At 69.6% G+C, this 26,906-nt stretch carries 21 protein-coding genes and 1 pseudogene; 4 read left to right on the top strand and 18 right to left on the bottom strand.

Annotated features, from left to right (window positions below; genetic code table 11):
* Both B0W88_RS13935 and B0W88_RS13930 read left to right on the top strand, forming a co-directional pair.
* A partial coding sequence (locus B0W88_RS13935) for a M3 family metallopeptidase (RefSeq protein WP_077035258.1) occupies positions 1-1,983 on the top strand: 1,983 nt, incomplete at its 5' end.
* A gap of 88 nt (positions 1,984-2,071) precedes the next feature.
* Positions 2,072-3,421, top strand: a complete 1,350-nt coding sequence (locus B0W88_RS13930) for a PEP-CTERM sorting domain-containing protein (protein WP_077035257.1) — start codon at positions 2,072-2,074, stop codon at positions 3,419-3,421.
* Here the strand turns inward: B0W88_RS13930 and B0W88_RS34410 are convergent.
* Complete coding sequence (locus tag B0W88_RS34410; RefSeq protein WP_198937837.1) at positions 3,396-4,493, bottom strand: NIPSNAP family protein; 1,098 nt, start codon at positions 4,491-4,493, stop codon at positions 3,396-3,398. The two genes, B0W88_RS13930 and B0W88_RS34410, sit on opposite strands and share 26 nt — an antisense overlap.
* Before the next feature lie 95 nt (positions 4,494-4,588).
* On the opposite strand from B0W88_RS34410, the gene B0W88_RS13915 reads away from it, so the two are divergent.
* Complete coding sequence (locus B0W88_RS13915; RefSeq protein ID WP_077035256.1) at positions 4,589-5,560, top strand: YafY family protein; 972 nt, start codon at positions 4,589-4,591, stop codon at positions 5,558-5,560.
* Here the strand turns inward: B0W88_RS13915 and B0W88_RS13910 are convergent.
* The 17 genes from B0W88_RS13910 to B0W88_RS13830 form a co-directional block, all read right to left on the bottom strand.
* The gene (locus B0W88_RS13910) at positions 5,551-5,976 is read right to left on the bottom strand and encodes a cupin domain-containing protein (protein WP_077035255.1); all 426 of its coding nucleotides are present in this window, start codon (positions 5,974-5,976) and stop codon (positions 5,551-5,553) included. The genes B0W88_RS13915 and B0W88_RS13910 overlap by 10 nt on opposite strands.
* 16 nt (positions 5,977-5,992) lie before the next feature.
* Entirely contained in the window at positions 5,993-7,918 is a 1,926-nt protein-coding gene (locus B0W88_RS13905; protein ID WP_077035254.1) for a YhgE/Pip domain-containing protein, read from the bottom strand.
* Positions 7,919-8,013: 95 nt separating this feature from the next.
* Entirely contained in the window at positions 8,014-8,736 is a 723-nt protein-coding gene (locus tag B0W88_RS13900) for an ABC transporter ATP-binding protein (RefSeq protein ID WP_077035253.1), read from the bottom strand.
* A gap of 17 nt (positions 8,737-8,753) precedes the next feature.
* Positions 8,754-10,697 (bottom strand): ATP-binding cassette domain-containing protein, encoded by a 1,944-nt coding sequence (locus tag B0W88_RS13895; protein WP_077035252.1) that lies wholly within the window; start codon positions 10,695-10,697, stop codon positions 8,754-8,756.
* A 10-nt stretch (positions 10,698-10,707) separates the two neighbouring features.
* Complete coding sequence (locus B0W88_RS13890) at positions 10,708-11,589, bottom strand: branched-chain amino acid ABC transporter permease (RefSeq protein ID WP_077035251.1); 882 nt, start codon at positions 11,587-11,589, stop codon at positions 10,708-10,710.
* A gap of 169 nt (positions 11,590-11,758) precedes the next feature.
* Entirely contained in the window at positions 11,759-12,958 is a 1,200-nt protein-coding gene (locus tag B0W88_RS13885) for an ABC transporter substrate-binding protein (protein ID WP_077035250.1), read from the bottom strand.
* A 231-nt stretch (positions 12,959-13,189) separates the two neighbouring features.
* Positions 13,190-16,189, bottom strand: coding sequence for an EAL domain-containing protein (locus B0W88_RS13880; protein WP_077035249.1), 3,000 nt, complete (start codon positions 16,187-16,189; stop codon positions 13,190-13,192).
* A 16-nt stretch (positions 16,190-16,205) separates the two neighbouring features.
* A complete protein-coding gene (locus B0W88_RS13875) occupies positions 16,206-16,820 on the bottom strand; it encodes a FecR domain-containing protein (RefSeq protein WP_083748780.1) in 615 nt (204 codons plus the stop codon).
* A gap of 91 nt (positions 16,821-16,911) precedes the next feature.
* Entirely contained in the window at positions 16,912-19,677 is a 2,766-nt protein-coding gene (locus B0W88_RS13870) for a pitrilysin family protein (RefSeq protein ID WP_077035247.1), read from the bottom strand.
* 61 nt (positions 19,678-19,738) lie between these two features.
* A complete protein-coding gene (locus B0W88_RS13865) occupies positions 19,739-20,911 on the bottom strand; it encodes an MFS transporter (protein ID WP_077035246.1) in 1,173 nt (390 codons plus the stop codon).
* Positions 20,908-22,164, bottom strand: a complete 1,257-nt coding sequence (locus B0W88_RS13860; RefSeq protein WP_077035245.1) for a DNA recombination protein RmuC — start codon at positions 22,162-22,164, stop codon at positions 20,908-20,910. The genes B0W88_RS13865 and B0W88_RS13860 overlap by 4 nt, the downstream gene beginning before the upstream one ends.
* A gap of 12 nt (positions 22,165-22,176) precedes the next feature.
* On the bottom strand, positions 22,177-22,461 hold the full coding sequence (locus B0W88_RS13855; protein ID WP_198937836.1) for a hypothetical protein: 285 nt from the start codon (positions 22,459-22,461) through the stop codon (positions 22,177-22,179).
* Between the two features lie 7 nt (positions 22,462-22,468).
* Positions 22,469-22,789, bottom strand: coding sequence for a YbjQ family protein (locus B0W88_RS13850; RefSeq protein ID WP_077035244.1), 321 nt, complete (start codon positions 22,787-22,789; stop codon positions 22,469-22,471).
* Positions 22,789-23,766, bottom strand: coding sequence for a D-glycerate dehydrogenase (locus B0W88_RS13845; protein ID WP_077035243.1), 978 nt, complete (start codon positions 23,764-23,766; stop codon positions 22,789-22,791). Before B0W88_RS13845 ends, B0W88_RS13850 begins: the two co-directional genes overlap by 1 nt.
* A gap of 11 nt (positions 23,767-23,777) precedes the next feature.
* On the bottom strand, positions 23,778-25,115 hold the full coding sequence (locus B0W88_RS13840) for a sodium:proton antiporter (RefSeq protein ID WP_077035242.1): 1,338 nt from the start codon (positions 25,113-25,115) through the stop codon (positions 23,778-23,780).
* A complete protein-coding gene (locus tag B0W88_RS13835) occupies positions 25,115-25,834 on the bottom strand; it encodes a nitroreductase (RefSeq protein WP_077035241.1) in 720 nt (239 codons plus the stop codon). Before B0W88_RS13835 ends, B0W88_RS13840 begins: the two co-directional genes overlap by 1 nt.
* Complete coding sequence (locus tag B0W88_RS13830) at positions 25,831-26,277, bottom strand: thioesterase family protein (protein WP_077035240.1); 447 nt, start codon at positions 26,275-26,277, stop codon at positions 25,831-25,833. The genes B0W88_RS13835 and B0W88_RS13830 overlap by 4 nt, the downstream gene beginning before the upstream one ends.
* A gap of 43 nt (positions 26,278-26,320) precedes the next feature.
* Here B0W88_RS13830 and B0W88_RS13825 point away from each other — a divergent pair.
* Positions 26,321-26,906: pseudogene (locus tag B0W88_RS13825) on the top strand (hypothetical protein); the annotation flags it as partial.

The following is a 26,906-nucleotide window of genomic DNA, read 5'->3' as shown; positions in this document are numbered from 1 at the left end:
CTCTTCGCCTCGATCCAGCCCGAGCACATCCAGCCGGCCATCGCTGAGCTGCTGGCCGAGGCCGACAAGGCGCTGGCCCTGGCCACCTCGGACGAGACCCCGGCCGACTACGACACCCTCTCGCGCACGCTCAACGTGCCCACCGAGCGCCTGGGCCACGCCTGGGGCGCCGTCGGCCACCTGAACGCCGTGGCCGACACGCCCGCGCTGCGCGAGGCCTACACCGGCATGCTGCCGGCGGTGACCGAGTTCTACACGCGCTACGGCGCGGACGAGAAGCTGTTCGCCAAGTACAAGGCGATCGCCGCGAATCCGTCGGCGCTGAACCCCGCAAGGCAGCAGGTGCTGCGCCACGCGGTGCGAGACTTCGTGCTCTCCGGTGCCGAGCTGGTGGGCGAGGCCAAGACCCGCTTCGCCGCGATCCAGGAGCGCACGGCCGAGCTGAGCCAGAAGTTCTCCGAGCATGTGATGGACGCGACCGACGGCTACGCCTACTACGCGACGCTGGAAGAGCTGGCCGGCGTGCCGGCCGATTCCGTCGAGGCTGCGCGCAACGCGGCTCAGGCCGAGAGCAAGGACGGCTACAAGCTCACCCTGCACTTCCCCAGCTACTTCCCGGTGATGCAGTACGGCACGAACCGCCAGCTGCGCGAGACCATCTACACCGCCTACGCCACCCGCGCCAGCGAGATCGGCGCCAAGCCCGAGCTGGACAACTCGGCCCTCATGCAGGAGCTGCTGATGCTGCGCCAGGAAGAGGCGCAACTGCTCGGCTACACCAACTTCGCCGAGACCTCGCTGGTGCCGAAGATGGCCAGCTCGCCGGCCCAGGTGCTGGCCTTCCTGCGCGACCTGGCCGCCCGCGCCCGGCCCTTCGCCGAGAAGGACCTGAAGGAGCTGAAGGACTTCGCCGCCGCCGAACTGGGCCTGGCCGACCTGCAGTCCTGGGACGTGTCCTTCGCGTCCGAGAAGCTGAAGGAGGCCCGCTACGCCTTCAGCGACCAGGAGGTGCGCCAGTACTTCACCGCGCCGCGCGTGCTGCAGGGCCTGTTCGACATCATCGAGAAGCTCTTCGACGTGAAGATCGTCGAAGAGGCGAATGCCGAGGTCTGGCACGAGACGGTCAAGTTCTACCGCCTGGAGCGCCAGGGCCAGCTGGTCGCCCAGTTCTACCTGGACCTCTACGCCCGCAACGGCAAGCGCCCCGGTGCCTGGATGGACGAGGTGCGCAGCCGCTGGACCCGCCCCGACGGCCGCCAGCAGACCCCGGTCGCGCAACTCGTCTGCAACTTCAGCTCACCCGTCGGTGACAAGCCTGCGCTGCTGACCCACGACGACGTCACCACGCTGTTCCACGAGTTCGGTCACGGCCTGCACCACATGCTGACGCAGGTGAACGAGCTGGGTGTCTCGGGCATCAACGGCGTCGAGTGGGATGCGGTCGAACTGCCCAGCCAGTTCATGGAGAACTTCTGCTGGGAATGGGACGTGCTGCAGCAGCTGACCGCCCACGTCGACACCGGCGCCCCGCTGCCCCGCGCGCTGTTCGACAAGATGACCGCCGCCAAGAACTTCCAGAGCGGCCTGATGACGCTGCGCCAGATCGAGTTCTCGCTGTTCGACATGCGCCTGCATGCCGAGCCAGGCCAGGAGACGCAGGTGCAGGCCCTGCTCGACGAGGTGCGGCAGGAAGTGGCCGTCATCATCCCGCCGGCCTTCAACCGCATGCAGCACAGCTTCAGCCACATCTTCGCCGGCGGCTATGCGGCGGGCTACTACAGCTACAAGTGGGCCGAGCTGCTGAGCGCCGATGCCTGGAGCGCCTTCGAGGAGGAAGGCGTGTTCAATGCGTCGACCGGTCAACGCTACTTGCACAACATTCTGGAGGTCGGCGGCGCGCGCGACGCGATGGACAACTTCAAGGCCTTCCGCGGCCGCGAGCCGAAGATCGACGCACTGCTGCGACACCAGGGCATGGCCTGAGGCGAGGCGGCCGCTTCCTCGACATTGAGGAGGCCGGCAGGCCGGCGCGGCGGTATCTTCTCGGCCGGTATCGTCGAAGGAGGCCGTCATGCGCTCTTCCTGTGCCCACCGCCTCGCCGGCGCGCTGCTGCTGGCCTGCAGCGGCCTCGTCGCAAGCGCGGCCCCCAGCGCAACCCAGCTGTTCGCCACGCGCCAGCAGAACAGCGCCAACTCCAACAACTTCGCCACCGGCGACATCCTCTACTGGGGCGCCAACAGCGTGACGCCGGACACCAGCTACGCCTTCACGCGGCAGTGTCCGAGCGGCGCCTCCTGCACCTCGCCCAGCGACCCGGACTACATCCGCCAGGCGATCTACGACCGGCCGTTCACCACCTCGCCGACGCAGTACTTCGCCTCGCGGCCCTACAGCGCCAGCCTCACCGGCGCGTGGACGCTGGTGCTCTCGTCCGACCCGAGCTTTCCGGGCACCAGCACCGGCCTGACGACCGTCGTCAACACGCCGGCCGTGGGCGATGTCGCGCTGATGCCCTATGTGCATTCGATGAGCATCACCGGCGCGGGCCTGACGCCGACGATCAGCTGGACCCTGCCGGCGACGACGCCGGTGGCCGTCGACCAGGTGCGCATCCGCATCTACGACAACACCAACCGGATCACGACCACCTCGCGCACGCCCAGCTTCCCGAACCAGTTCACGCAGGCCGACTCGATCTTCGCGTCGCCCGTGCTGGCGCCGGACGCCAGCGGCTATGCGCTGCCGGCCGGCCTGCTTGCCTACAACACCGACTACAGCATCGCCGTCTCGCTCGAGCACAAGCGCGCCGACGGCAGCGTCGACTCCCGCTCGCTGTCCTACTTCGACTTCACGCCGGTGGACCTGCCCGGCGCGCCGAACGTGGCCCTGCCCACCTTCGCCCCGGTGCCCACGACCAGCGGCGCGACCGCGGGGCCCCTGTACGGCTTCCAGGTGGCGGACGTGGGGCCCGACCACGTGAGCTTCATCGACCCGCTCGTCGCCAGCGGCTTCAGTTACGTCAAGGGCGCCGGCGATCCGAACTTCAAGAGCGTGACGATCGCCACCAACGCCGGCGACGGCCTCTACGACGTCTACGTCAAGGTGGCCGGCAACTGGACGCTGGCGCGCAGCGGCCTGGCCGCCAACGAGGCCTTCGAGTTCGGCGTCGGCGGCGTGGACAGCTTCGAGATCCGCGGCATCGAGACCGAGGCGGCACTGAACCCGTTCAGCGTGACCGCCTTCATCACCGGCCTCAGCTTCGTCTCCGACGGCAGCTTCACCGGCACCATGCAGGCGATCGTCGTGGACACCGCCGCCGTGCCCGAGCCGGCGCCGCTGGCGATGCTGCTCGGTGGCGGCTCGCTGCTGGGCGGCCTGCTGCGCCGCCGGCGCCTCAACGGCAACGCTGCATCTGCATGAACCAGTTGTCCTCCCAGCTGCGTCCGCCGTCGATCGAGAAGGCCTGGGTCCAGCGCGCCTCGTCCGCGCCGATGCGTTCCCACACGAAGCGCACCAGCACCGTCCGCCCGTCGTCCTCGTCGACGCCGTAGAACTCGCCCCGCTCGCCGCACCAGCCGCCCTGCACCGGCGGGAACAGCTTGCCGATGCGGCTGTTGACCCAGTAGATGGACCATTGCTTCGTTGCGATGTCCAGCGTGCGCATCGTGGCGCCGGAGAAGCCCTCGGACTCGAAGGCGATCTCGTCGAAGCTGATCTGCCCCTTCATATGGGTCCAGGCCTCGATGACACCATCAAACTCGCGCCAGTCGCTGGTGTTGCCGCGCAGGCGGGTCATCAGCCGGCGATTGCGCACCGACCAGCGGCCGCCGACGAGGAAATCGAAGTCGCCCGGCCGGCCGATGTAGCGCGAGGTGCCGGGATCGAGTTGCAGGGCCGAGCGCGAGGTCGGCTGCAGGCGCAGCAGGCGGGGCGCGCCGATGCTCAGCGGCGCCAGCGCGTCGCCCAGCGCAGCCAGGTCGGCCTCCTTCGCCAGGCGCAGCAGCCAGACCGCATGGCGCTCGCCTTCGCGCACCGGCAGGCGCGGGTAGTTGTTGGGCGTGGCGTCGGTGGTCCAGCGGCCGACGACGTCGCCGTCGAGCTTGTCCCTGAGCAGGGCCTCGACGTCGCGCTCCTGCATCGTCACGCAATCCACGCACAGGAACAGAGCGCCGACCGTGGCGCCGGCCAGCGTTGCGCCCTGCAGCAGCAGCACGTCGTCCGAGTCGACCATCGTCGCGTTGGCCGCGTTGCGATGCTGCTGCCAGACCGGGCCGGTGTAGAAGCGGTCCAGCGCGCCGGGGCGGGCCGCCATGTCGGCGAAAGCGCGCAGCCAGACGAAGCTGTCCGGCCGGTCCATGTCGGTGAACAGGCCCGGCAGCGCCATGCCGGCGGCCTGCTGAGCCTCGATGAATTCGCGCTCGAACAGGGTGATCAGCTCGTCGCGGCGGCCGGCATGCAGCGTGTAGTGGCGCAGTTCGAAGATGGTGCTCATGGGGTCTCTCCATCGGGTGGGTTGAAGGAGCCGCCATGCTGCGCGCCAAAAGCTGACAAGGCCTGTCAGTGTTTACGCCGCACAATGCGATCACGATGCAAGCCAGCCGCCTCCTTTCGATCCTGATGCTGCTGCAGGGCCGCGGGCGGGTGTCGGCGCAGGCGCTGGCTGCGGAACTGGAGGTGTCGGTACGCACCATCTACCGCGACGTGGACCGCCTCAGCGCCTCGGGCGTGCCCATCTGGGCCGAGCAGGGCCGCAGCGGCGGTTTCCAGTTGCGCGAGGGCTGGCGCACCCAGCTCGACGGCCTCACCGTGCCCGAGGCCGAGGCGATGTTCCTGGCCGGCCTGCCCGGCCCGGCGGCGGACCTGGGGCTGGGCGAGGCGCTGGCCTCGGCGCAGCTCAAGCTGCGCGCCGCCCTCCCGCCGGAATGGCAGGACGACGCCCAGCGCGTCGGCACGCGTTTTCATCTCGATCCGGTGGACTGGTACCGCGAGGCGCCGCCGGTCGACCATCTCGGCACCGTGGCCCGCGCGGTCTGGCAGGCGCAGCGCATCGCCGTGCGCTACGACAGCTGGCAGGGCGTGGCGGAGCGCGAACTGGAGCCGCTGGGCCTGGTACTCAAGGGCGGCACCTGGTATGTCGTGGCGCGCAGCAGCGCGTCGCGACCGGCGCGGACCTACCGGCTCTCGAACATCCTGGAGCTGACGCCGCTGGAGCAGGCCTTCAAGCGCCCCGCGCGTTTCGATCTGGCGGACTACTGGCGCGAATCGACGCGCCGCTTCGAGGCCGAGCTCTACCGGGGCGAGGCCCGGCTGACGGCCAGCCCGCGCGGCCTGAAGCTGCTGGGCGAATTCAGCAGCGCGGTCGCCGCCGCCAGCCGCCGCAGCGCAAGACCTGACCCCGAGCGGCCCGGCTGGTCCCTGCTGCGCATCCCGATCGAGTCGACCGCCCATGCCGCCGGCCAGCTGCTGCGCCTGGGGCCCGAGGCCGTCGTGCTCGGCCCGCGCGACCTGCGCGACCGCATGCAGGCGCTCGCGAGCGAGATGGCCGCGCTCTACGCCTGACTCGGCTCGCCCGGCGGGTTCGCGATGAACCAGGCCGAGATGTCCGCCATGAAAGGCTCGAAGGGCCCGGGCGACTGGAAGTTCAGCATGCCGGCGCGCACCTCGCCGCGGTTCTCGAAATCGTGCGGCGTGCCGCCCGGCACCAGCACGAAGGCGCCGCGCGGGCAGTGGTGCCACTCGTCGTTGACGCGCAGGCTCATCACGCCCTCGATCACGTAGAACAGGTCGTCCTCCGGATGCTGGTGCAGACCGGGCCCGGTGCAGCGCGGCTCCAGCCACCATTCGGAAACCGAGTAGCGCGAATCGGTCTCGGCCTCGTCCGCCTTGAAGACGGCCGAGATGCGGCCCATCGGCCAGCTGCGACCGGCCCCGGGCGCGAGCACGATCGGCTTGCGCTTGCTTGCTGCTTCATCCATGCCGGTCTCCTTCGCTTCAGAGATCCAGTGCCGGTCGATGCTCCTCCGGCCCGACGAAATTCCAGCGCCCGATCAGCATCGCCACCACGAAGGCGCCGACGCCGATGCCCATCATCACCTGCAGCGCCGTGAGCCATTCGGCCCCGAAGGCCCCGAACATGCTGGCCCGCACGCCCTTGACCACCCAGGTGAAGGGCAGCCAGGGGCTGATGCTGCGGAAGAAGGGCCCGTTCAACTCGACCGGGAACACCCCGCCGGCCGAGGACAGCTGCAGGATCAGCAGGATCAGGGCAATGGCCTTGCCGGCGTCGCCGAAGGCGCGCGTCAGCACCACGATGATCAGCATGAAGGCGATGCCGGCCACCGCCGTCATCAGCGCCAGCGCAGGCAGGTTGGCCACATGGATGTTCAGGGCCAGCATCAGCATCGCCAGCACGACCACGCTCTGCAGCAGCACGATCACGCCCGGCAGCGCCAGCTTGCCCAGCAGCTGGGCCGGCCGCGAGGCGCGGGCCGCGAACTCCGGCAGGCGGCGCATGTGGAAGACGAAGGCCGTCATCACCGCGCCCAGCCACAGCGTGATCGGCAGGATGTTGGGCGTGAAGCCGGTGCCGTTGTTGGGCACCGGCGCATCGATCTCGACCTTGGGCGCCACCGACTGGGCCAGGCCCTTGGGATCGCCCTCCAGGCCCGGCACGTCGGGCAGCGAGCTGTCCAGCAGCTCCAGGCCGGCCAGCAGCTGGTGGGCGCCGGCGCGCAGCTTGTCCAGGCCGCCGTCCAGGCCCTTAGCGCCGCCGGCCAGCGCGGTGCCGCCGGCGGACAGCTCGTTGAGCCGCGCATCGGCCGGCAGCCGGGTGGTGATCGTCGACAGCGCCGTGCCCAGCGAGTTCACGCCCTCGGCCAGCGCGGCCACGCCGCTGCCCATGCGCTGGCCGCCCTCGGCCAGGCGCTGCTCGGCCGCATGGGCCTGCTGCAGGCCCTGGCTCAGCTGCAGGCCGCCGTCGGCCAGCTGGCCGGCGCCGGAGGCCACGCGCTCGCCGATGAAGGGGATGTCCTTGCTCTCGTCGCGCATCTGCACCGCGCCCTGGGTCAGTCGGATCGCGCCGTTATGCAGCTCATCCAGGCCGCGGATCAGATCGGCCCGGCCGGCGGCCATCTGGGCGCTGCCGTTCCGGAGCTGCTGCAGGTCCTGCGCGCTGGGGCGGCGGCTCTCGATCTCGCGCAGCCCGGCGCCGAGCTGCTTGACGCCCTCGCTCAGCTGGGTCACCGCGGTGGCGAACTGGTTGCCGTTGCCGGCCAGTTTCGAGGAGCCGTCCTTGGCGGCGGCCAGGCCCTTGTCCAGCTCCAGCGCGCCCTCGTGCAGGCGGGCGACGCCGTCGCGCAGCCGGCCCAGGCTCTGGCGCGCGGTCACGCTGCTGCCCAGCACCAGCGACCAGCGCTTCTCGTTGAGCGTCTCGTTGACCTGGTGGCCCAGCTCGGCGGCGAAGCGCTTGGCCAGGCCGGCGCCGGTGTAGTTGTTGCCCTCGGAAGCAAACACGATCAGCCGGCCGCCGCCGCTGCGCCAGCCGGGCACGGCCGCGGCGCTGAAGTCCTTCGGGATGATCAGCGCGAAGGCCGCCCGCCCGGCGCGCACCGCATCGCGCGCGGCGGCTTCGTCGTGCGAGACGCTGAAGCCGAAGGTCTGCCGCTGCACGAGGCCATCGGCCAGCTCGCGGCCCAGGTTGACCGGCTGGCCGGCGTACTCGTAGCCCTCGTCCAGGTCGACGATGGCCACCGGCAGCGCGCTGCTACGGCCATAAGGGTCCCAGACGCTGGACAGGTAGATGAAGGCGTACAGCGCCGGGATCAGCAGGATGCCCAGCACCGAGACTGCCAGCGTCGGGAAACGCAGCAGCAGGCCGGTCTCGGCCTTGGCGATGGACCAGGCATCCTTCAGGAACATGAGGGCGAGTCTGTGGTGGAACTCGCCGTTATCTCACAAACCGGCCATGTCAGCCGAGGGACAGATTCACCAGGGTCAGGTCTTGCCCTGTCCGCTCAGTGCCCGCCGCCCAGATACGCCGCCTTCACGGCCGGGTCGTTGCGCAGCTTCTCGGCCGGCCCGTGCACCGAGATGCGGCCGTTCTCCAGCACATAGCCGTAGTCGGCCACGGCCAGCGCCGCGGCGGCGAACTGCTCGACCAGCAGCATCGTCACGCCCTCGCCCTTGAGCCGGGCGATGATCTTGAAGACCTCGTCCACCAGGATCGGCGCCAGGCCCATCGAGGGCTCGTCCAGCAGCACCAGCTCGGGGTTCAGCATCACCGCGCGGGCCATGGCCAGCATCTGCTGCTCGCCGCCGGAGAGCGTGCCGGCCAGCTGGGTGCGGCGCTCCTTGAGCCGCGGGAACAGCTCCATCGCGCGCTCCAGGTCGGCCTCGATGTCGCCGCGGGGCCGGGCGCCGGTGTAGCGCGGGAAGGCGCCGAGGCGCAGGTTGTCGACCACGCTCATGGTGGCGAACACCCGCCGCCCCTCGGGGGAATGGGCCAGGCCCAGGCGCGCGACGTGATAGCTCTCCAACCCTTCCACCCGCTTGCCGTTGAGCGTGATCTCGCCGCCGCTCGGGCGGATCATGCCGCTGACGGCGCGCATCGTGGTCGTCTTGCCGGCGCCGTTGGAGCCGATCAGCGTGACCACCTTGCCCTTGGGCACCTCGATGTCGATGCCGTGCAGGACCTGCACCTTGCCGTAGCCGGCGCTGAGATTCTTGATGGTCAACATAACTGGTTACCTCAGCGTCAGGCGGCCTGGCCGCCGAGGTAGGCCTCGATGACCTTCTCGTTGGCCTGCACTTCGGCCGGCACGCCCTCGGCGATCTTCTGGCCGAAGTCCAGCACCGAGACGGTGTCGCACAGGCTCATCACGACGTCCATGTGGTGCTCGATCAGGATCACGGTGACGCCGGTCTCGCGGATCTTCTTGATGATCTTGAGCAGTTCCTCGATGTCGGGCGCCGTCAGGCCGGCGGCGGGCTCGTCCAGCAGCAGCAGCTCCGGGTCCAGCGCCAGCGCGCGGGCAATCTCCAGCAGGCGCTGGCGGCCGTAGGGCAGGTTGCGCGCCTCCTCGCCGGCCACGTCGGCCAGGCCCACGAACTCCAGCAGGGCCAGCGCCCGCGCCGCATTGGCGCGGCGCTCGCGGCCGAAGGAAGGCAGCGCCAGCGCCACCTGCAGCAGGTTGCTGCGGTAGGCGTGGTGCAGGCCCACCTGCACGTTCTGCAGCGCGGTCATCTCGCCGAACAGCTGCACGTTCTGGAAGGTCCGCGCGATGCCGGACAGCGCGATCTGCGAAGAGCTGCGGCCGTTCACCTCGCTGCCCTTGAAGGCCACGGTACCGGCGGTGGGCACGTAGATGCCGGTCAGCACGTTCATCATCGTGCTCTTGCCCGAGCCGTTGGGGCCGATCAGGCCATGGATGGTGCCGCGGCGCACGTTCAGGTCCACCTGGTTCAGCGCCTTCAGGCCGCCGAACTGCATCAGCACCTGCTTCGCGTCCAGCAGGGTCTCGCCGCTGCCCGCCGCCTGCACCGTCAGCGCCTGGGCCTGCAGGCCGTCGGCCGCGGCCGCGCGGGCCTCGGCCGCGGCCGCCATCGCACCGGTCTTCAGGTTGAAGGCCACGCGCAGAAAGCCGACGATGCCGTCCTGCAGGTAGTAGACGATGAACAGCGTGATCAGGCCGTAGATCGTCAGCCGCCAGTCGGCGAGGCCGCTCAGCTGGTAGGACACGATCGCCAGCGCCGCGCTGCCCACCACCGGGATCGCTGCAGCCTTGGCCGTCATCTTGCCGCGCCGGACCGCCACCACGACCGACACCAGCACCAGCACCGCCAGCACGGTGGCGACGATGCGGAAGTTGCCGATGTCGTCCAGCAGCGTGGGCAGCATCACGAGGATGGTGGCGCCGATCAGCGAGCCCGTGCGCGACTTGCGCCCGCCCATGATCACCGCCAGCAGGAACAGCACGGTCAGCTCGAAGTTGTAGGTATTGGGCGAGATGTACTGCTCGGAGTACGCGTAGAGCCCACCGGCCAGGCCGGCCAGGCCGGCGCTGATGACGAAGGCGTAGACCTTGTAGCGGTAGACGCTCACGCCCATGCAGTCCGAGGCCACCGGGCTGCCGCGCAGCGCCTCGAAGGTGCGGCCCAGGTGCGAGTGCAGCACGCGGTGGACGAAGACCAGCGAGGCCAGCATCAGCACCGCGACGACCCAGAAGAACTCGCGCTCGTCGAGCTGGTGGGTCAGCAGGATCGGCTTGGTGAGCATGATCCCCAGCGGCCCGGAGGTGAGGAAATCCATCTCGTTGATCAGGATCTGGATGATGGTGCCGAAGGCCAGCGTCACCATCGCGAGATATGGGCCGGTGACCCGCAGCGCCGGCAGCGCCAGCAGCGCGCCGAAGATCGAGGTGATCGCGATCGCCGACACCAGACAGACCAGCACCGGCATGCCCAGATGCATCGTCAGCGTGCCCACCGTGTAGGCGCCGACGCCGAACAGGCCCGCATGGCCCAGCGACACCTGGCCGGTATAGCCGACCACGATGTCCAGCCCGAACAGCACCATCGCATAGATCATGATGGTGACGACGAGGTGGATGTAGTACGGGTTGCCGGCCAGCAGCGGGAACACCGCCAGCGCCGCGATGCCGGCCACCGCGGCCGCGATTTGTACAGTCTTGTTCGCCATGGTCTTTCGCTCAGACCTTCTTGATCGAGGTTTTGCCGAACAGCCCCGCCGGCTTCACCGCCAGCACGATCAGCAGCAGCACGAGGCCTGGCACGTCCTGGTAGCCGGTGGAGATGTAGAAGCCCGAGAGCTTCTCGACCACGCCCAGGATGATGCCGCCGACGATGATGCCGAAGCCGCTGGTGAGGCCGCCGATGATGGCCACCGCGAAGGCCTTCAGGCCCAGCGTGCCGCCCATCTGCGCGCCGGCCAGCGTGATCGGCGCCACCAGCACGCCCGCCACCGCCGCCGTCATCGAGGACAGCGCGTAGGAGAAGGTGATGACGAGGCCGGTGTTGATGCCCATCAGCTTGGCGGCGTCGCGGTCGTTGAAGGTGGCGACCACCGCCTTGCCGTAGATGGACTTGCGGTTGAACAGCTCCACCGCCAGCATCATCAGCAGCGCGCCGACGACGATCAGCAGCTCGCGCGGCAGCACGTTGGCGCCGAGGAAGTGGATCGGCGCCTCGGGCAGCGGCGAGGGGAAGGGCATCTGGTCGCGGCCCCAGACGTTCTCGGCCACGTTCTTGAAGATGATGCCCAGCGCGATCGTGGACATGATCCAGCCGAACTCGCTCTTGATCTTGATCGCCGGCCGCACGCCGATCCACTCGACCAGCGAGCCCTGCAGCGCGCCGAACAGGCACACCAGCGGCAGCACCAGCCAGTAGTTGACGCCGACTCGCGTCAGCGACAGGCCCACCAGCGCACCCAGCATCAGCGCCTCGCCCTGGCCGAAGTTCAGCGTGTCGGAGGTGGCGAAGGTGAGCTGGTAGCCGAAGGAGATGACGGCGTAGATCATCCCCAGCGCGAGGCCGCTGAGGATCAGTTGGGTCAGGATCTGGAGGTCCATGAGGCTCTCGGAGTCATTGCGGCGTATTTCGGGCCGAGCGCCGGGCCGCCCCAAGCCGGCCCACTTGGCGAGGTGCGCGGCTCGATGCCGCGCGCCTCGTCGTCCCCGCGGGGGACCGACCAGACTCGCCCGCGTTCAGCGCGGCGAGGCTGGGCGAGGGGCTTCACACTTACTTCTTCGCGCCTTCGGCAGCGGCCTTCTGCTGGTCCTTGTCGTAGGCGTACACCACGCGGGCGCCGCGCACTTCGCCGAACACCGGGATCGTCGTGTCGATCGCGTCGTGGTTGGTCTTGTTGAAGGGCTTCTTGTAGGTGGTCACCACGCCTTCGACCGGCGCCTTCAGGTCTTCCAGCGCGGCCTTGACCTTGGGGCCGTCGGTCGAGTTGGCCTGCTTGATCGCGGCGGCCAGCAGGTAGACCGAGTCATAGCCCTGGGCGGCCGACACCGGCGAGTCCATGCGGCCGCCCTTCGGGTTGAAGGTCTTCAGGAAGGAGATGATGAAGCTCTGGCGCTTGGCGTTGGTCGGCTCCTGGATGAAGGTCTGCGGCATGCGCGCGCCTTCGCCGCCGGGGCCGGCGTTGTCGATGTAGTTGGCCATCGAGAGCGTCCACGAGCCGACCATCGGCACCTTCCAGCCGATCTTGGTCATGCCGTTGGCGAGCTGGGCCAGCTCGGGGCCGATGCCGTAGGTGAGCACCGCGTCGGCGCCGGCGGCCTTGGCCTTCAGCAGCTGGGCGGTCATGTCCACGTCGCCGATGTTGAACTTCTCGTTCACGACCGGGGTCATGCCCTTCTTCTCGAGCGCGGCGACCAGGTCCTTCTGGCCGAGCTGGCCGTAGTTGGTGGAGTCGGCCATGATCGCGACCTTCTTGAAGCCGCGGCGCGCCACCTCCTCGACGATCATCGGCGCCTGGATGCTGTCGTTGGCCGAGTTGCGGAAGATGTAGCTCTCGGGTTCCTTGTCGAACTGGTGCGTGATCAGCGAGCCGGTGGCCACGTTGTTCATCACCGGGATCTTGGCCTGCTGGTAGAAGCGCTGCGAGGCCAGGGCCACGCCGGTGTTGATGTAGCCGACGGTGGCGGTGACCTTCTCGCGCTGGATCAGCTCCTGGGCGATCTGCACGCCGCGCTCGTTCTTGGCCTCGTCGTCGCGCTCGACCAACTCGATCTTGCGGCCCAGCAGGCCACCCGCGTCGTTGATCTCCTTGGCCGCGAGGCGCACGCCGTCACGCATGGAGACGCCCATCGACGAGGAGCCGCCGGTGAAGGGGCCACTGACGCCGATCTTGATCGGGTCCGCCGCGAAGGCCGTGCCGGCCAGCATCAGCGCTGCGAGCGGGGCCAGGGTGAAAGTGCGGATGGGGTTCATCTCGGTCTCCAGAATTGTTGTGGACGGCCCGCTGCGCCGGGCGCCGGACCACGATGCCAGAGACGCATGCTGCATCGTGTTCGTGGCATTACGTACAGGTAAATACCAGGAGCGGCCGGCAGTGTCGATCAGCACCGGGGCGGCCCTGCGCCGCGCACCATCGAGGCGCATCAGACAACAGTTTTCTGTGGCGCGGGTGCAGCCCTGTCGGCCTCGTGTCAGCTTCGCGTGTCACACCACCGCACCGATGGTCTTGATCTGGCTCGGGCTGCCGGTGAACAGCGCCTGCGCCTGGTCGGCCGGCAGCGCCTTGGCGAACAGCCAGCCCTGGCCCACATGCACGCCCAGCTGCTGCAGCAGCAGCGCCTGCGCCTCCTCCTCCACGCCCTCGGCCAGCACCTGCTTGTCCAGCGCCAGCGCCAGGCCGACGATGGTGCGCACGATCTCCACCGCCTCGCGGCCGGTGGCCAGGCGGATCACGAAGGAGCGGTCGATCTTCAGCGTGTCGAAGGGGAAACGGTGCAGGTAGGCCAGCGAGGAGTAGCCGGTGCCGAAGTCGTCGATCGAGATCTTGAAGCCCAGCGCCGCCAGCGTCTGCAGCACCAGGGCCGTGCGCTGCGGGTTGGCCATCGCCATGCTCTCGGTCACTTCCAGCTTGATGCGCCGCGGGCTGATGCCGCCCAGCACGCCCAGCACCCCGCGGGCATCGGCCTCCAGGTCGCCCTCGGTGAACTGCACGCCGGAGAGGTTCACCGCGATCTCGCCGGTGAAGCCGATCGCGTTCCAGGCCACCAGCTGGCGCGCCACTTCCTGCAGCGTCCAGCGGCCCAGCTCGACGATCTGCCCGCTCTCCTCCGCGAAGGGAATGAAGTCGCCCGGCATCACCATGCCCTTGACCGGATGCGGCCAGCGGATCAGCGCCTCGAAGCCGATCAGCTTGCGGTCGGTCAGGCGCACCAGGGGCTGGTAGTAGAGCTTGAACTCCTGCCGCTCCAGCGCGAGCTGGATGTTCTCCTTGAGCCAGCGGCGCGAGTTCTCCACCAGCAGCTCGGCCTGGTCGAACATGTGGATGTGGCCGCGCCGGTGCGCCTTGGCATGGGCCAGCGCCATCTCGGCGGCGCTCATCAGCTCGCCGGGCGTGCTCAGGCCCTGGGTGGTGTGGGCCCAGCCGATGCTGGCGGTCAGCACGGTGCTGGCGCCGGCCACCTGGAAGGGCGCGCGCAGCTGCGCCAGCGCCCAGTGGGCCAGCCGGGTCTCGTCGACGCCGGTGTCGCCCAGCGGCTGGGTGAACAGCAGACCGAAACGGTCGGCGCCCAGCCGCGCCACGTTCAGCGGTGCGCCGTCGCGCGTGCGCAGGCGGCGGCCCACCTCGTGCAGCACCGCATCGCCGGCGGTCGTGCCCTGGCTCTCGTTGAGCGCGCGAAAGCCGTCCAGGTCCAGCACCACGACGCCCGCATGCGGCGCTGCGCCGGTGCCGGTGAAGACCTGGGCCAGCCGCTCCAGGAAGGCCGCGCGGTTGGGCAGGCCGGTCAGGCGGTCGTGCAGCGCGTCGAAGGTGATCTGGTGCTGCAGCTGGCGTTCCTGGCTGATGTCGGTCAGCGAGCCGGCCATGCGCAGCGGCTTGTTGGCGGCGTCGCGGGTGGCCACGCCGCGCACCAGCAGCCAGACCTCGCCGCCGCCCTGGCGGAAGTTCAGCACGTGGTTGAGCTGCTGGCTGCGGCCGCCCAGGTGCTCGGCCAGCACGTCCTCGAACTGCTGGCGCCCGGCCAGGTCGAGCTGCGAGGTCCAGGCGCCCATGTCGCGTGCCTGCTCGGGGCCCAGCCGCATCAGCTGCATCCAGCGCTCGGAGAAATAGACCTCGCCGGAGCCGATGTCCCAGTCCCACATGCCGTCCTTGGCGCCCTGGATGGCCAGCGCATAGCGCTCCTCGCTGGCGCGCAGCTGCTCCAGCGCGATCTTGCGGCGGCCCTGCTCGGCGATGCTGCGCCGCACCTCGGCGCCCAGCCCGGCCAGCCCCAGCGAGAGCAGCGGGAAGACCGGCGCAAGGAACTCGTGGCGCCTGACCAGCAGCCACTGCAGCGCGACGGCGATCGCCAGCACCAGGCCCGCCAGCACCAGCTGCGCCACCATCGGGCGCAGCGCCGCGATCAGGTAGACCGCCAGCAGCGGCAGCACCAGCATCGATGCGATCTCGACGATCGAGCCCCAGCCGGGGTGGCTCAGCACCCGGCCGCCGAGGATGTTGTCCACCACCGTGCCCAGCCGCTCGACGCCGGGCAGGCCGCCGTCGAAGGGCGAGGGCACGGTATCGCCCGCGCCCAGCGCCGCGGTACCGACGATGATGACCCGGTCGGCGAAACGCTCGGGCGGCACCTTGCCCTGCAGCACGTCGATGAAGGGCACGGTTTCAAGCGTGCCGGCCGGGCCGTAGTAGTTGATCCACTGGCGGGACAGCGGGTCCAGCGGCACGGCCAGGTCCGGCCCCAGCCGCACCTCGCGGCCGACGACGAACTCCACCTTGCTCCAGGCCGCGCCCTTGCCCATCGCCGCCATGCGCAGCGCCATCGAGGGGTACAGCTCACCGTCGAGTGACAGGCCCGGCAGATCGAAGCGCATGGCACCGTCCAGCGCGGTCTGCGAGGTCACATGCCCCATGCCGGCGGTGGCCCGGGCCAGGGGTTCCACCGGCAGCACCGCCCCGGCCGGCTTGAGCACCGTGTTGCCGAGGTCGAACTCGCCCTGGACGCGGGTGAAGGCGTTGTCCACCACCACGTCGGGCATGGCGCCGCCAGGCATGCGGGCCGCCTCGGCCGGCAGCGCGAAGGGGATCAGCACCCGGCCGGAGCGCTTCATCGCCGCGGCCAGCGCATCGTCGGAGGCGGGATCGGGCCTGGCCGGGCTCAGGAACAGCGTGTCCAGCCCGATCACGCGGGCCTTGCCCTCGGTGAGCTTGTCGATCACCTGCGCCACCTGGGCGCGGTCCGGCGCCAGCGTGCCCAGCTCGCGCAGCGAGGCGTCGTCGATGCTGACCAGCAGCACCTGCCCGGCCGGCTTGACCGGGCCGCGCCATTGCAGCTGGGCGTCCAGCGTGAGGCGGTCGATGCGGTCCAGCAGCGGGGAGCCGGGGCGGTTCATCCACAGCAGCAGCGCCAGGATGCTGCTGAGCAGCGCCACGCCGAGATAGGCGCTGCGCTGGCGCTTCTCGCGCGGGTGCAGGATGGTCCGTCCCATCGGAGCGCCCGCGCTCTCAGTCGATGCTCAGGCGCTCCTGCGTGCGCTTGACCCGGTCGGGCGACCAGGCCGAGGACTCGCTGCAGCCGCTGGCAAGGTTGCACATCGTGCCGGCCGCCGGCGTGCCCAGGCTGACCCGGCCGCCACGCTGGTGCAGCGAGCGGGTGGGCACGGGATCGACCTCCACCTTGCCCGAGCTGACGTTGACCGCCGTGGCCATGTTGTCGTCCACCTCGACGATGAACTCCGTGCCCCGCACCGCGGTCACTGCGGTGGGCGTGCGCACCTCCCAGGAGCCGTTGGTCGACGGGGCCACCTTCTGCCCGATCAGGCCGGCCTGCAGCACGATGCTGGCCGAGTCGCGCTGCTTCTGGTCGGCCTTCATCTCGAAGGCCTCGATGCGCATCTCGGAGTTGTCGCTGACCACCAGCGTGGAGCCGTCGATGAACTTCAGCCGCACGCGGCCGTCGGCCCCGGTCTTCACCTCGGCGCCGCGGTCGAGCTTGTCGCCCAGCGCCAGGGCCTTGCTGCCAGTGCTGGCAGCCCCGCGGACCGCGGTCACCTCGGCCACCGGCGCTGCCAGCACCGGAAGACCCAACAACACGGCCGCACTTAACAGAACAGTCTTCATGCGCTCAACCTCGGCGTTAGCAGATGTATCCGATAGTAGGTCAAAACAAGGGCCGGCGCGTCCGCTGCTCTACCTATACAGGCCGGGAAGATTAGCGGAAGTCACCGACCGTGGACAAGACGAAACCGTCCGCCTTGATGTGTCGTTTCCAGGCCGCGTTCACCTGCTCCAGCGTCACCGCCTGCAGGGCCGCATCGCGGCGGGCCACGTCGGCCCAGCTCTCCTTCTGGTCGGACAGGGTCAGCAGCGCGTTGGCCAGCGCGTCGTCGCGGGCGCGGCGCTGGCGGCTGCCCTCGGCGATGTCGTGCTTGGCGCGGGCCAGTTCCTCGGCGGTGATGCCCTGGGTTGCCATGCGCTGCAGCTGCTCCTGGATGACGGCGATGATCTTGTCGCGGTTGGCCGGGGCGAAGCTGCCGCCGATCACCAGCAGCGCCTGGTTGCCGAAGCGCCGCACCGACAGCGAGCTGCCTACGCCGTAGCTCAGCCCCTCCTCGCGGCGCACCCGGGTGGACAGGCGGCTTTCCATGCCACCGCCGCCGAACACATGGTTGGCCAGCAGCAGCGGCTGGTAGTCGGGGTCCAGCTCGTTGAGCGGAAACTCCAGCTGCAGGCGCAGCTGGGCGTTGGCCTTGTCGCGGGCGATCGCGTCGAAGCGCCTGGCCGGGATCGTGACGGCCTGCGGCTCATAACGGACGAAACGAGCGGCAGCCGGCTTCTTCCAGTCGCCGAAGGCCTGCTCGATCGCCCCGGCCAGCCCGTCCGGCAGCGCGCCGACCGCCGACACGCGGGCATCGTTGAAGGACACATAGTCGGCATAGAAGCGCTTGACGTCGTCCAGCGTCGTGGCCTTCAGGTCGGCCACCTGCTCGTCCACGCTGCGGATGTAGTCCGGGCTGTCGCGGCCGACGCCGCGGGTGGTGTTGTAGTAGCCGCGCACCGCCTCGCGGCGCAGCGTCTCCAGCTCCTGGCGAGAGCCTTCCAGCCCGGCCAGGCCGGATTTCTGCTGGCGCGCGAAGGCGTCGGCCGGCAGCAGCGGCTGGCGCAGCACGTCGGCGGCGATCTTCAGCACGTCCAGCAGCGTGTCCTTCTCGGCGTCGATGTTGACGGTCAGGCCCTGGTCGGCGCTGCTGACGCTCATCGAGGCCTTGAGCTTCTGCAGCGCATCGGCCAGCTGCTGCTTGTCGTAGTGGGCACTGCCTTCCATCATCAGGTCGCCGACGAAGTTGGTGCCGCGGCGCTTGAAGGTCTCATCGCGCTCGCCCCAGCGCAGCGCGATGTCCAGTTGCACGGTGTTGCCGCGGGTCTGCTTCTTCAGCGTGGACAGCTCGATCCCGCTGGCGAGTTTCTGCACCTGGGTGCGCTCGGCCAGGTGCTCGGGCGTGGGGTCGAAGCGCTCGCCCTCCTCCACCTTCGGCGGGCCCTTGAGGCCGGCCAGGCGCTGCTCCAGCGGCAGCGCCGCGGGGATCTCCACGCGCTCGACGGACGCGGCCGGCAGGTAGCGGCCCAGCGTGCGGTTGGCCGGGCGCAGGTAGGCGGCGCGCACACGGTCCACGTCGGCCAGCGTGACCTTGGGCAGGTCCTCCATCAGCTGGAACAGCAGCCGCCAGTCGCCGGCACCCAGGCTGGAGATCTGCTGGATCAGCGCCTGCGGGTTCTTCATCTGGTCGCGGTAGGACAGCAGGGCCAGCTCGCGCACGCGGGCCAGCTCCGCCTCGGTGAAGGGCTTGCTGTCGCGGCCCTCGATCAGGTCCAGGAACTTCTTCTCCACCGCCGGCTGGTCCGCGTCCGGCGGCAGGATCGCGAAGGCGCGCAGCAGGCCTGGCTCGATGCCGCCCAGGCCGCCCAGGCTGGCGCGGATCGCCAGCTTGGGCTCCACCAACTCCTTGTACAGCTGGCCGCTGGGCTCCAGCGACAGCAGCAGGCCCAGCACCAGCAGCGGCGCCGTGTCCTGCTGGGCCATGGCCGGGATGTGATACGCCGCCAGCAGCGCCGGCTGGCCGCCGACGCGGCGCACGGTCACCGTGCGCTCGCCGTCCTGCGCGGGCTCCACCGTGTAGGGCTGGGGCACCGCCTGCATCGGGTTCTTCAGCGGGCCGAACAGGGCCTGGATGCGCTTGAGCGTGGCCGCCTTGTCGAAGCGGCCGGCCACCATCAGCGTCGCGTTGTCGGGCCGGTAGTACAGGTGGTAGAAGGCCTGCAGCTTCTCGATCGGCACGTTCTCGATGTCGCTCTTGGGCCCGATGGTGGCGTGGCCGTAGGCGTTCCAGTCGAAGGCCACCGCCTGCACCCGCTTGCTGAGCACCTGGAAGGGCTCGTTCTCCCCCCGCTCGAACTCGTTGCGCACCACCGTCATCTCCTTGTCCAGGTCGGACTTGGCGATGAAGCTGTTGAGCATGCGGTCAGCCTCCAGTTCGAGGGCGAAGTCCAGCGTCTTCGCGTCGGCGTTGAAGCTGGCGAAGTAGTTGGTGCGGTCCGAGGTGGTGCTGCCGTTGAAGCGCATGCCGCGCTCGGCGAACTCGGTGGCCACGTCCTTGTGCCTGGGCGTGCCCTTGAACAGCAGGTGCTCCAGCAGGTGGGCCATGCCGTACTCGCCCTGCGCCTCCTGGCGGCTGCCGACGCGGTAGGTGATGTTCACCGTGGTGGTGCTCTGCGCCTCGTCGGGGAACAGCAGCAGCTGCAGGCCGTTGGCGAGGCGGTATTCCTCGATGCCGCCGAGCTCCCGGACGAAAGTGGGCGCTGCGGCCGTGGCGCTAACGGCCTGCTTCAACGGCGCCGCCGGCGCCTCCTTGGCGAAGCCGTTGCCGGAGAAGGCCAGAGCCAGGGCCAGTGCGATCAGGGTCGGACGGTGTGGGGACATGGAGCGCAATCCGTATAAGGAAGGCGCATTCTGAGCCCAGCCGCCTGAGCCCAGCCTGAAGTCATCCTCGCAATGAATTCCGGACCTGGTGCGCCGGCCACTGCGCCGCCGCGGCCAGGCCGGCCATCAGCCACAGCGGCGCGAAGGCCACCGTGCCGCTGGCCAGCAGGCCGAAGCCCATCGGCATCGTCATGCTCATGCCGCTGGAGACCAGCATGCGCAGGCCCAGCGCCTGGCCGTGCCGGTCGGCCGGCGTCACCTGGTGCAGGGCCGAGAGGATCATCGGCTGATAGGAGCCCAGCGCCAGGCCCAGCAGGCTGGAGCCGATGAGCAGCCCCGCCGTGCCGGGCAGCCAGGCGTACACCAGCATCACCACCGTCACCAGCGCCATCGCGCCGCGCAGCACCAGCATCTCGTCGATGCGCGCGGCCCAGCGGGCGATGACCAGGCGCACGATCACCGCCGCCGCCGCGAAAGCACCCAGCACCAGGCCGATGCTGGAGGCGCTGAGTCCCTTGGCATGGCCTACCACCGGCACGACGAAGCTGTGCGCATCCCAGCAGGCGGTGAGCACGACATTGAGCAGCAGCAGGTTGCGCAGGCCGTCCATCTTCAGCAGGCCCCAGGCGGCATGCTTGCGCTGCGGCCCCTCGCCGTGGCCGCGTGCGGGCCGGCGCGGCACCATGCGCCCCAGCCGCCAGGCGGCGAAGGGCAGCAGCGCCGCGAAGGCGAAGGCCGCGCGCTCGCCGGCGGCGTCGATGATCAGGCCGGCGATGACCGGCGCCGTCGCATTCGAGAAGGCCGGCCCCAGCGCCACCCAGCTGAACACCCGCTTCAGCTCGCCGGCGTCCTCGCCCATCAGGCCGGCCTCGCGCTGGATCGCCACCGCCATGATGCCCACCGCGCTGCCGCACAGCAGCGCGGCCGGCGCCAGCGTCCAGGGCGAGGGCCAGGCCAGCGCCAGCAGCGCGCCGGCCAGGCCCAGGCCGGCGCCGATCGCCAGCGGGCGGTGCAGGCCATGCGCATCGGCCTGGCGGCCGGCCCACAGCGACAGCAGCACCGGGCCGGCCGCGCTGAGACTGATCAACGCGCCGACGGTCCATTCGCCATAGCCGTGATGCAGCAGCCACAGCGCGGCGGTGACGCGGGTGACGGCCATGCAGGCATGGACGCCGACGAGGCTGAGGATCAGCCAGTGGAAGCCGCGTTCGAGCAGCGGATGCGGCTTGTTCATGCTTCGGAATCCGTCAGGTTGCCGCTAACGCCCAGTTTCAGCTGAGCCAGTTCCTCCGGCAGCGACTCCACGCCCTTGAGCCGGCGAGTCATCGCCCGGGTCCGCACCTCGGCGGCATCGATCGTGCTGCTGGCTTCCTCCAGCTTCTTCTTGGTCTTGGCCAGCACCTCGCCGAACTTGCCGAACTCGGTCTTCACCGCGCCCAGCACCTCCCAGACCTCGGCCGAGCGCTTCTCCAGCGCCAGCGTGCGGAAGCCCATCTGCAGGCTGTTGAGCGTGGCCAGCAAGGTGGTCGGACCGGCCAGCATCACCTTGTGCTCGCGCTGCAGCGCCTCGACCAGGCCGGGCCGGCGCAGCGCCTCGGCGTACAGGCCCTCGGTCGGCACGAAGAGGATGGCGAAGTCGGTCGTGTGCGGCGGGGCCAGGTATTTCTCGCGGATCGTGCGAGCCTCCTGGCGCAGGCGCATCTCGATCGCGCGGGCCGAGACCTCGGCGGCGGCGGCATCGGCGCGTTCCTGGGCGTCGAGCAGGCGCTCGTAGTCCTCGCGCGGGAACTTGGCGTCGATCGGCAGCCACAGCGGGCGGCCGTCCTCGCGCTGGCCCGGCAGCGAGATCGCGAACTCCACCCGCTCGCTGCTGCCCGGCACCGTCGCGACATTGGCCGCGTACTGCTCGGGCGTGAACACCTGCTCCAGCAGCGCGGCCAGCTGCACCTCGCCGAAGATGCCGCGGGTCTTGACGTTGGTCAGCACGCGGTTGAGCGAGCCTACGTCGCGCGCCAGGTTCTGCATCTCGCCCAGGCCCTTGTGGACCTGCTCCAGGCGGTCGGCCACCTGCTTGAAGCTCTCGCCCAGGCGCTGCTCCAGCGTGGCGTGCAGCTTCTCGTCGACGGTGGCGCGCATCTGCTCGAGCTTGGCCTCGTTGGCCTGCTGGATCGCGGCGAGGCGCTGCTCGACGGTCTCGCCGAGACGGCGCATCGCCGCGTCCTGCGCCTCGCGCGCGGCCAGCGACTGGGCGGCCAGCGACTGGTTGCTGCCCTGCAGGCCGTGGCTCAGCGTGCGCTGGAACTGGGCGAGGGTCTGCTGGAGTTCCTGCCGGGTGGTGGCGGCGCTGCGGGCGAGTTCGTCGCGCAGTTCGCGCTCCAGGCGTTCGACCTGCGGCGCCAGCGGCTCGGAGCGGCGCAACAGCAGCGCGATCAGCAGGACGAGGATCAGGACAAGGGTGGCAAGGCTCAGCAGCTCGGCAACGGTCATCGCGCCATTGTCTCAGCGCCCGCGTTTCTCATAGCGGCGCTCACCGGTGCCGGGCTGGTACCAGACCTCCAGCGCCTCGCCAGTGACCGGATCCTCGAAACGTTCGTCCGTGCGCACCCAGCCCCCATCGAGCGCGCCGTGCTGCCGCCGGTAGCGCCAGTTCTCGAACAGCACGGCCAGCGTCAGCACCGCGCCCCAGGCGGCGAGCGCGTGGCCTTGGACATCACCGGCGACGCTCATCCACAGGCCCACCACGAGCAGCAGCAGGGCCAGGATCAGCAAGGCCTTGCGCAGCATGTTGGCCTCAGGCCTTCTCGACGACGACGGCCGTGCCGTAGGCGACGATCTCGCTCATCGACTGCCCCATCTCCGACGAGTCGAAACGCATCATCACCACCGCGTTGGCGCCCATCAGCTGCGCGTTGCGCACCATGCGGTCGATCGCATGCCTGCGAGCCTCCTCCAGCAACTGCGTGTACTCGGTGATCTCGCCGCCGATGATCGAGCGCAGGCCGGCCATCACATTGCCCGCCAGGCCGCGGCTGCGCACGACGACGCCGAAGACCTGGCCCTTGACCTCGGTGACCCGGGAGCCGGGGATGTTCTCGGTGGTGACGATCAGCATCACAGCACCTCCGGATTCACCGGCGTCACCGGCTTGCCGCCGGTCAGCACGGCGATCAGGTTGTCCACCGCCAGCGAGGCCATCGCGCGGCGCGTCGGGATCGAGGCGCTGGCGATATGCGGGGTCAGCACGACGTTGGGCACGGTCAGCAGTTCGGGGTGGACCGAGGGCTCGCCCTCGAACACGTCCAGGCCAGCGGCAGCAATGGTGCCGGCGGCGAGGGCCCGCGCCAGCGCGGCGTCGTCGACGATGCCGCCGCGGGCGATATTGGTCAGCGTGGCGGTCTTCTTCATCTTCGACAGTTCCGCCGCGCCGATCGCGTGGTGCGAGGCGGCGCTGTAGGGCAGCACCAGCACGAGGTGGTCGGCCTGCTGCAACAGCTCGTCCTTCTCCACCCAGCGCGCGCCCAGAGGCGCTTCCAGCTCGGGCGCGAGGCGGCTGCGGTTGTGATAGATGACCTTCATGCCGAAGCCCAGCGCGCCGCGCTTCGCGATCGCCTGGCCGATGCGGCCCATGCCGAGGATGCCCAGCGTGGCGCCATGCACGTCGCTGCCCGCGAACATGGTCACGCCCCACTGCTTCCATTCGCCGCGGCGCAGGAAGTGCTCGCTCTCGGCGATGCGGCGGGCGGTGGCCATCATCAGCGCGAAGCCGAAGTCGGCGGTGGTCTCGGTGAGCACGTCGGGCGCGTTGGTCAGCAGCACGCCGCGGGCGGTGCAGGCGGCCACGTCCACATTGTTGTAGCCCACCGCCATCGAGCTGATCAGCCTGAGCTGCGGGCAGGCATCGAGCAGGGTGGCATCGATCTTCTCGGTGCCGGTGATGTAGACGCCGGTCTTGCCCTGCAGCCGCGCGATCAGCTCGGCCTGCGTCCAGGCACCCTCGTCTTCCTTGCACTCCAGCTCGAAATGCGGCCGCAGGCGATCGACGATGTCGTCGAAGGTCTTGCGGGCGATCAGTACCTTGGGCTTGTCCATAACTCGTTACCTCAGCGGAACCAGATGAAGGTCATGACGACGAACAGCGGCAGCAGCACCGCCCCCGACCACAGCAGGTAGCCGAAGAAGCTGGGCATCTTCACGCCCCGTTCCTCGGCGATCGCCTTGACCATGAAGTTGGGCGCGTTGCCGATATAGCTCATCGCCCCCATGAAGACCGCGCCGCCGGAGATCGCGGCCAGCGTGTGGTCCAGCGTCGTCATCAGCGCCTGCGGATCGCCGCCGGCCAGGTTGAAGAAGACCAGGTAGGTCGGCGCGTTGTCGAGGAAGGAAGACAGCAGCCCGGTGAGCCAGAAGTAGGCCCAGGGCAGCGGCTGCCCGTCGGCGCCGGTGACGGCGCGGGTGACCGCGGCGAAGGGGCCGTGCTCGCCGGCCTTCAGCATCTCCAGCACCGGCACCATGGTCAGGAAGATGCCGATGAAGAGCTTGGCCACCTCCTGCATCGGCGCCCAGGAGAACTCGTTCTTGGCGCGCACGGCGGCGGGCGTCAGCCACAGAGAGGCAGCGATCACGCCCAGCAGGGCGATGTCCCGCACCAGCGAGGGCAGCTCGACCGGCGTGCCGAAGATCTCGATCGCGATACCCGGCTTCCACAGGCCGCTCATCAGCACCAGGCCGACGATGGCCGCCAGTGGCAGCAGGTTGATCGCGCCTTCCAGGCCGAGCCGCGGCGAATCGGGGGTCGGGTCTTGCCGGGTGATGCCTTCCTTGCGATACAGGTGCCGGTCGATCACCCAGAAGATCGCCAGCAGCGCGGCGATCAGGAAGCTGGTCTCGGGCACCAGGTGGCCCACGGTCCAGAAGAAGGTCACGCCCTTCAGGAAGCCGAGGAACAGCGGCGGGTCGCCCAGCGGCGTCAGCGAGCCGCCGGCGTTGCTGACGATGAAGATGAAGAACACGACGACATGGGCGTTGTGGCGCCGGTTGTCATTGGCGCGCAGCAGCGGGCGGATCAGCAGCATCGAGGCGCCGGTCGTGCCCATCACGCTGGCCAGCAGCGCGCCAATCAGCATCAGGCCCATATTGAGCCCCGGGGCGCCGTGCAGGTTGCCGCGCACGTAGATGCCGCCGGCCGCGGTGAACAGCGCGCACAGCAGCACGATGAAGGGGATGTATTCGCTGAGCAGCGTGTGGGCGACCACATGGCCGGCCTCGCCCAGGCCCTGCTGAAGCGTGAACGGCACCAGGAAGGCCAGCGCCCAGGCGGCGGCGATCTTGCCGTAGTGGTGGTGCCAGAACTTCGGCGCGGCCAGCGGCATGATCGCGATGGACAGCAGCATGCCGGCGAACGGAATCGCCGATGCCGCACCGAAGGCCCCGGCCGCCATCAGTCAGCGAGGAAGCGGGTGAACTCCGCCACCGGCGCCCGCTCGGTCACCAGCGAGTTCTCGACCGCCGCCGGGTCCGCGTAGCCCAGCGACATGCCGCAGACCAGCTGCTGGTTCGGCTGCAGCTTCAGCTCCTCGGCGATCAGCCGGTGGAACTGCGTGAAGGCCGCCTGCGGGCAGGTGTGCAGGCCGCGGCCGCGCGCGGCCACCATCACGTTCTGCAGGAACATGCCGTAGTCCAGCCAGGAGCCGGTCTGCATCACCCGGTCGATCGTGAACATCAGGCCCACCGGCGCATCGAAGAAGCTGTAGTTGCGGCCGTGCTGGTCATGCATGCGGGCCTTGTCGCCCTTGGTGATGTTGAGCAGGCCGTACAGGTCCCAGCCGACCTTGCGGCGCCGGTCGATGAAGGGCGAGACCCATTCGCGCGGGTAGTAGGCGTACTCCTCGCTGTGGGTGGAGAGTTCCTCCGGGTCGTCGTAGGCCGCGAGGATCCGTTCGCTCAGCCGCTGCTTGGCCGCGCCGGTCAACACATGCACCTGCCAGGGCTGGGTGTTGGTGCCCGAGGGCGCGCGGGCGGCCACCTGCAGCAGTTCCTCGATCAGCGCGCGCGGCACCTCGGTGGGCAGGAAGGCGCGCATCGAGTGGCGGGTGGTGATCGCGGCGTCGACGGCGGCGGTCTGCTCGGGCGTGGGCTTGTCGAAGGGGCTTGTCGTCATGGATTCAGCTTCTTCAGGGCTTGCAGATAGGGTTCGGGCAGGGCCTGCACCGGGCGGCGGGTCTCGCGGTCCACGTACACATGGACGAAATGGCCGCGGGCGGCACAGAGTTCAGCATCGGCGGCGAACAGGCCGATCTCGTAGCGCACGCTGGAGCGGCCCTGCTGCGTGACGCGCAGGCCGGCCTCGATGCGCTGCGGGAAGGCCAGCGAGCCGAAGAAGTTGCAGTGCGTCTCGACCACCAGGCCGATGACCTCGCCGCCATGGATGTCCAGCGCGCCGGCCTCGATCAGGTAGCGGTTCACCGCCGTGTCGAACAGGCTGTAGTAGACGACGTTGTTCAGGTGGCCGTAGATGTCGTTGTCCATCCAGCGGGTGGACAGCGGCTCGAAATGCCGGAAGGCGCTGCGCGGCTCGGCCTGGGGTCGCTCGGTGCTCGTCATGAGGCCATTCTTCCATCATCGGCGGATGACTAGAATTTTCAGGATGGACAACGCCCTGCCGAACCTGCTGCTGCGCGGCGCCGCGATCGGGCTGCTGGTGCTGCTGGCCCTGACGCTGGGGCGTGACCGGCGGCTGGCCGCGCGGCTGGGCGCGGGCTTCGCGCTGTCGGTGGCGGCGGGCACGCTGGCCGGCCTGCCAGGCTTCGCGCAGCCGGCCGGGCCCGGCGCCGAGCTGGTGGTGGCCGTGGCCTCGGGTGCAATGTTCGTGTTCTGGCTGTTCACGCGGGCGCTGTTCGACGACGAGGCCTTCCGCCTGCGCCGCTGGCACGGCCTGGTCTGGGGGGCGCTGGCCGGTCTTGGCGTGCTGAACTGCCTGGGCCGCGCCGAACCGCTGAGCGGCGCCGTCGCCGGGCTCGCGCCGATCGCGTGGGCGCTGCTGGCCATCGCGCAGACCCTGTCGGCCTGGCGCGAGGACCTGGTCGAGGGCCGGCGCCGGCTGCGTTCGCAGGTGGTCATCATCACCGCCTTCTACACGCTGGCCCAGTTGCTGGCGGCCATGCTGCTGGGACTGGACCTGCGCGAGGTGATCGCCAGCACCGGCAACGCCGCCGGCACGGCCGCGCTGAGCC

The organism is Pelomonas sp. KK5 (assembly GCF_001984095.1).
In the GTDB taxonomy this organism is placed as follows: domain Bacteria; phylum Pseudomonadota; class Gammaproteobacteria; order Burkholderiales; family Burkholderiaceae_C; genus KK5.
Note: the sequence above shows the minus strand (reverse complement) of the source record. Positions and strands in the feature narration are given on the sequence as shown.

Coding starts and splice junctions, on each gene's coding strand:
- B0W88_RS13870 (WP_077035247.1), bottom strand. CDS start 19,677: ATGTCCCCACACCGTCCGACCCTGATCGCACTGGCCCTGGCTCTGGCC.
- B0W88_RS13855 (WP_198937836.1), bottom strand. CDS start 22,461: ATGCTGCGCAAGGCCTTGCTGATCCTGGCCCTGCTGCTGCTCGTGGTG.
- B0W88_RS13930 (WP_077035257.1), top strand. CDS start 2,072: ATGCGCTCTTCCTGTGCCCACCGCCTCGCCGGCGCGCTGCTGCTGGCC.
- B0W88_RS13900 (WP_077035253.1), bottom strand. CDS start 8,736: ATGTTGACCATCAAGAATCTCAGCGCCGGCTACGGCAAGGTGCAGGTC.
- B0W88_RS13915 (WP_077035256.1), top strand. CDS start 4,589: ATGCAAGCCAGCCGCCTCCTTTCGATCCTGATGCTGCTGCAGGGCCGC.
- B0W88_RS13835 (WP_077035241.1), bottom strand. CDS start 25,834: ATGACGACAAGCCCCTTCGACAAGCCCACGCCCGAGCAGACCGCCGCC.
- B0W88_RS13905 (WP_077035254.1), bottom strand. CDS start 7,918: ATGTTCCTGAAGGATGCCTGGTCCATCGCCAAGGCCGAGACCGGCCTG.
- B0W88_RS13890 (WP_077035251.1), bottom strand. CDS start 11,589: ATGGACCTCCAGATCCTGACCCAACTGATCCTCAGCGGCCTCGCGCTG.
- B0W88_RS13875 (WP_083748780.1), bottom strand. CDS start 16,820: ATGAAGACTGTTCTGTTAAGTGCGGCCGTGTTGTTGGGTCTTCCGGTG.
- B0W88_RS13895 (WP_077035252.1), bottom strand. CDS start 10,697: ATGGCGAACAAGACTGTACAAATCGCGGCCGCGGTGGCCGGCATCGCG.
- B0W88_RS13910 (WP_077035255.1), bottom strand. CDS start 5,976: ATGGATGAAGCAGCAAGCAAGCGCAAGCCGATCGTGCTCGCGCCCGGG.
- B0W88_RS13840 (WP_077035242.1), bottom strand. CDS start 25,115: ATGGCGGCCGGGGCCTTCGGTGCGGCATCGGCGATTCCGTTCGCCGGC.
- B0W88_RS13880 (WP_077035249.1), bottom strand. CDS start 16,189: ATGGGACGGACCATCCTGCACCCGCGCGAGAAGCGCCAGCGCAGCGCC.
- B0W88_RS13860 (WP_077035245.1), bottom strand. CDS start 22,164: ATGACCGTTGCCGAGCTGCTGAGCCTTGCCACCCTTGTCCTGATCCTC.
- B0W88_RS13865 (WP_077035246.1), bottom strand. CDS start 20,911: ATGAACAAGCCGCATCCGCTGCTCGAACGCGGCTTCCACTGGCTGATC.
- B0W88_RS13850 (WP_077035244.1), bottom strand. CDS start 22,789: ATGCTGATCGTCACCACCGAGAACATCCCCGGCTCCCGGGTCACCGAG.
- B0W88_RS13830 (WP_077035240.1), bottom strand. CDS start 26,277: ATGACGAGCACCGAGCGACCCCAGGCCGAGCCGCGCAGCGCCTTCCGG.
- B0W88_RS34410 (WP_198937837.1), bottom strand. CDS start 4,493: ATGAGCACCATCTTCGAACTGCGCCACTACACGCTGCATGCCGGCCGC.
- B0W88_RS13845 (WP_077035243.1), bottom strand. CDS start 23,766: ATGGACAAGCCCAAGGTACTGATCGCCCGCAAGACCTTCGACGACATC.
- B0W88_RS13885 (WP_077035250.1), bottom strand. CDS start 12,958: ATGAACCCCATCCGCACTTTCACCCTGGCCCCGCTCGCAGCGCTGATG.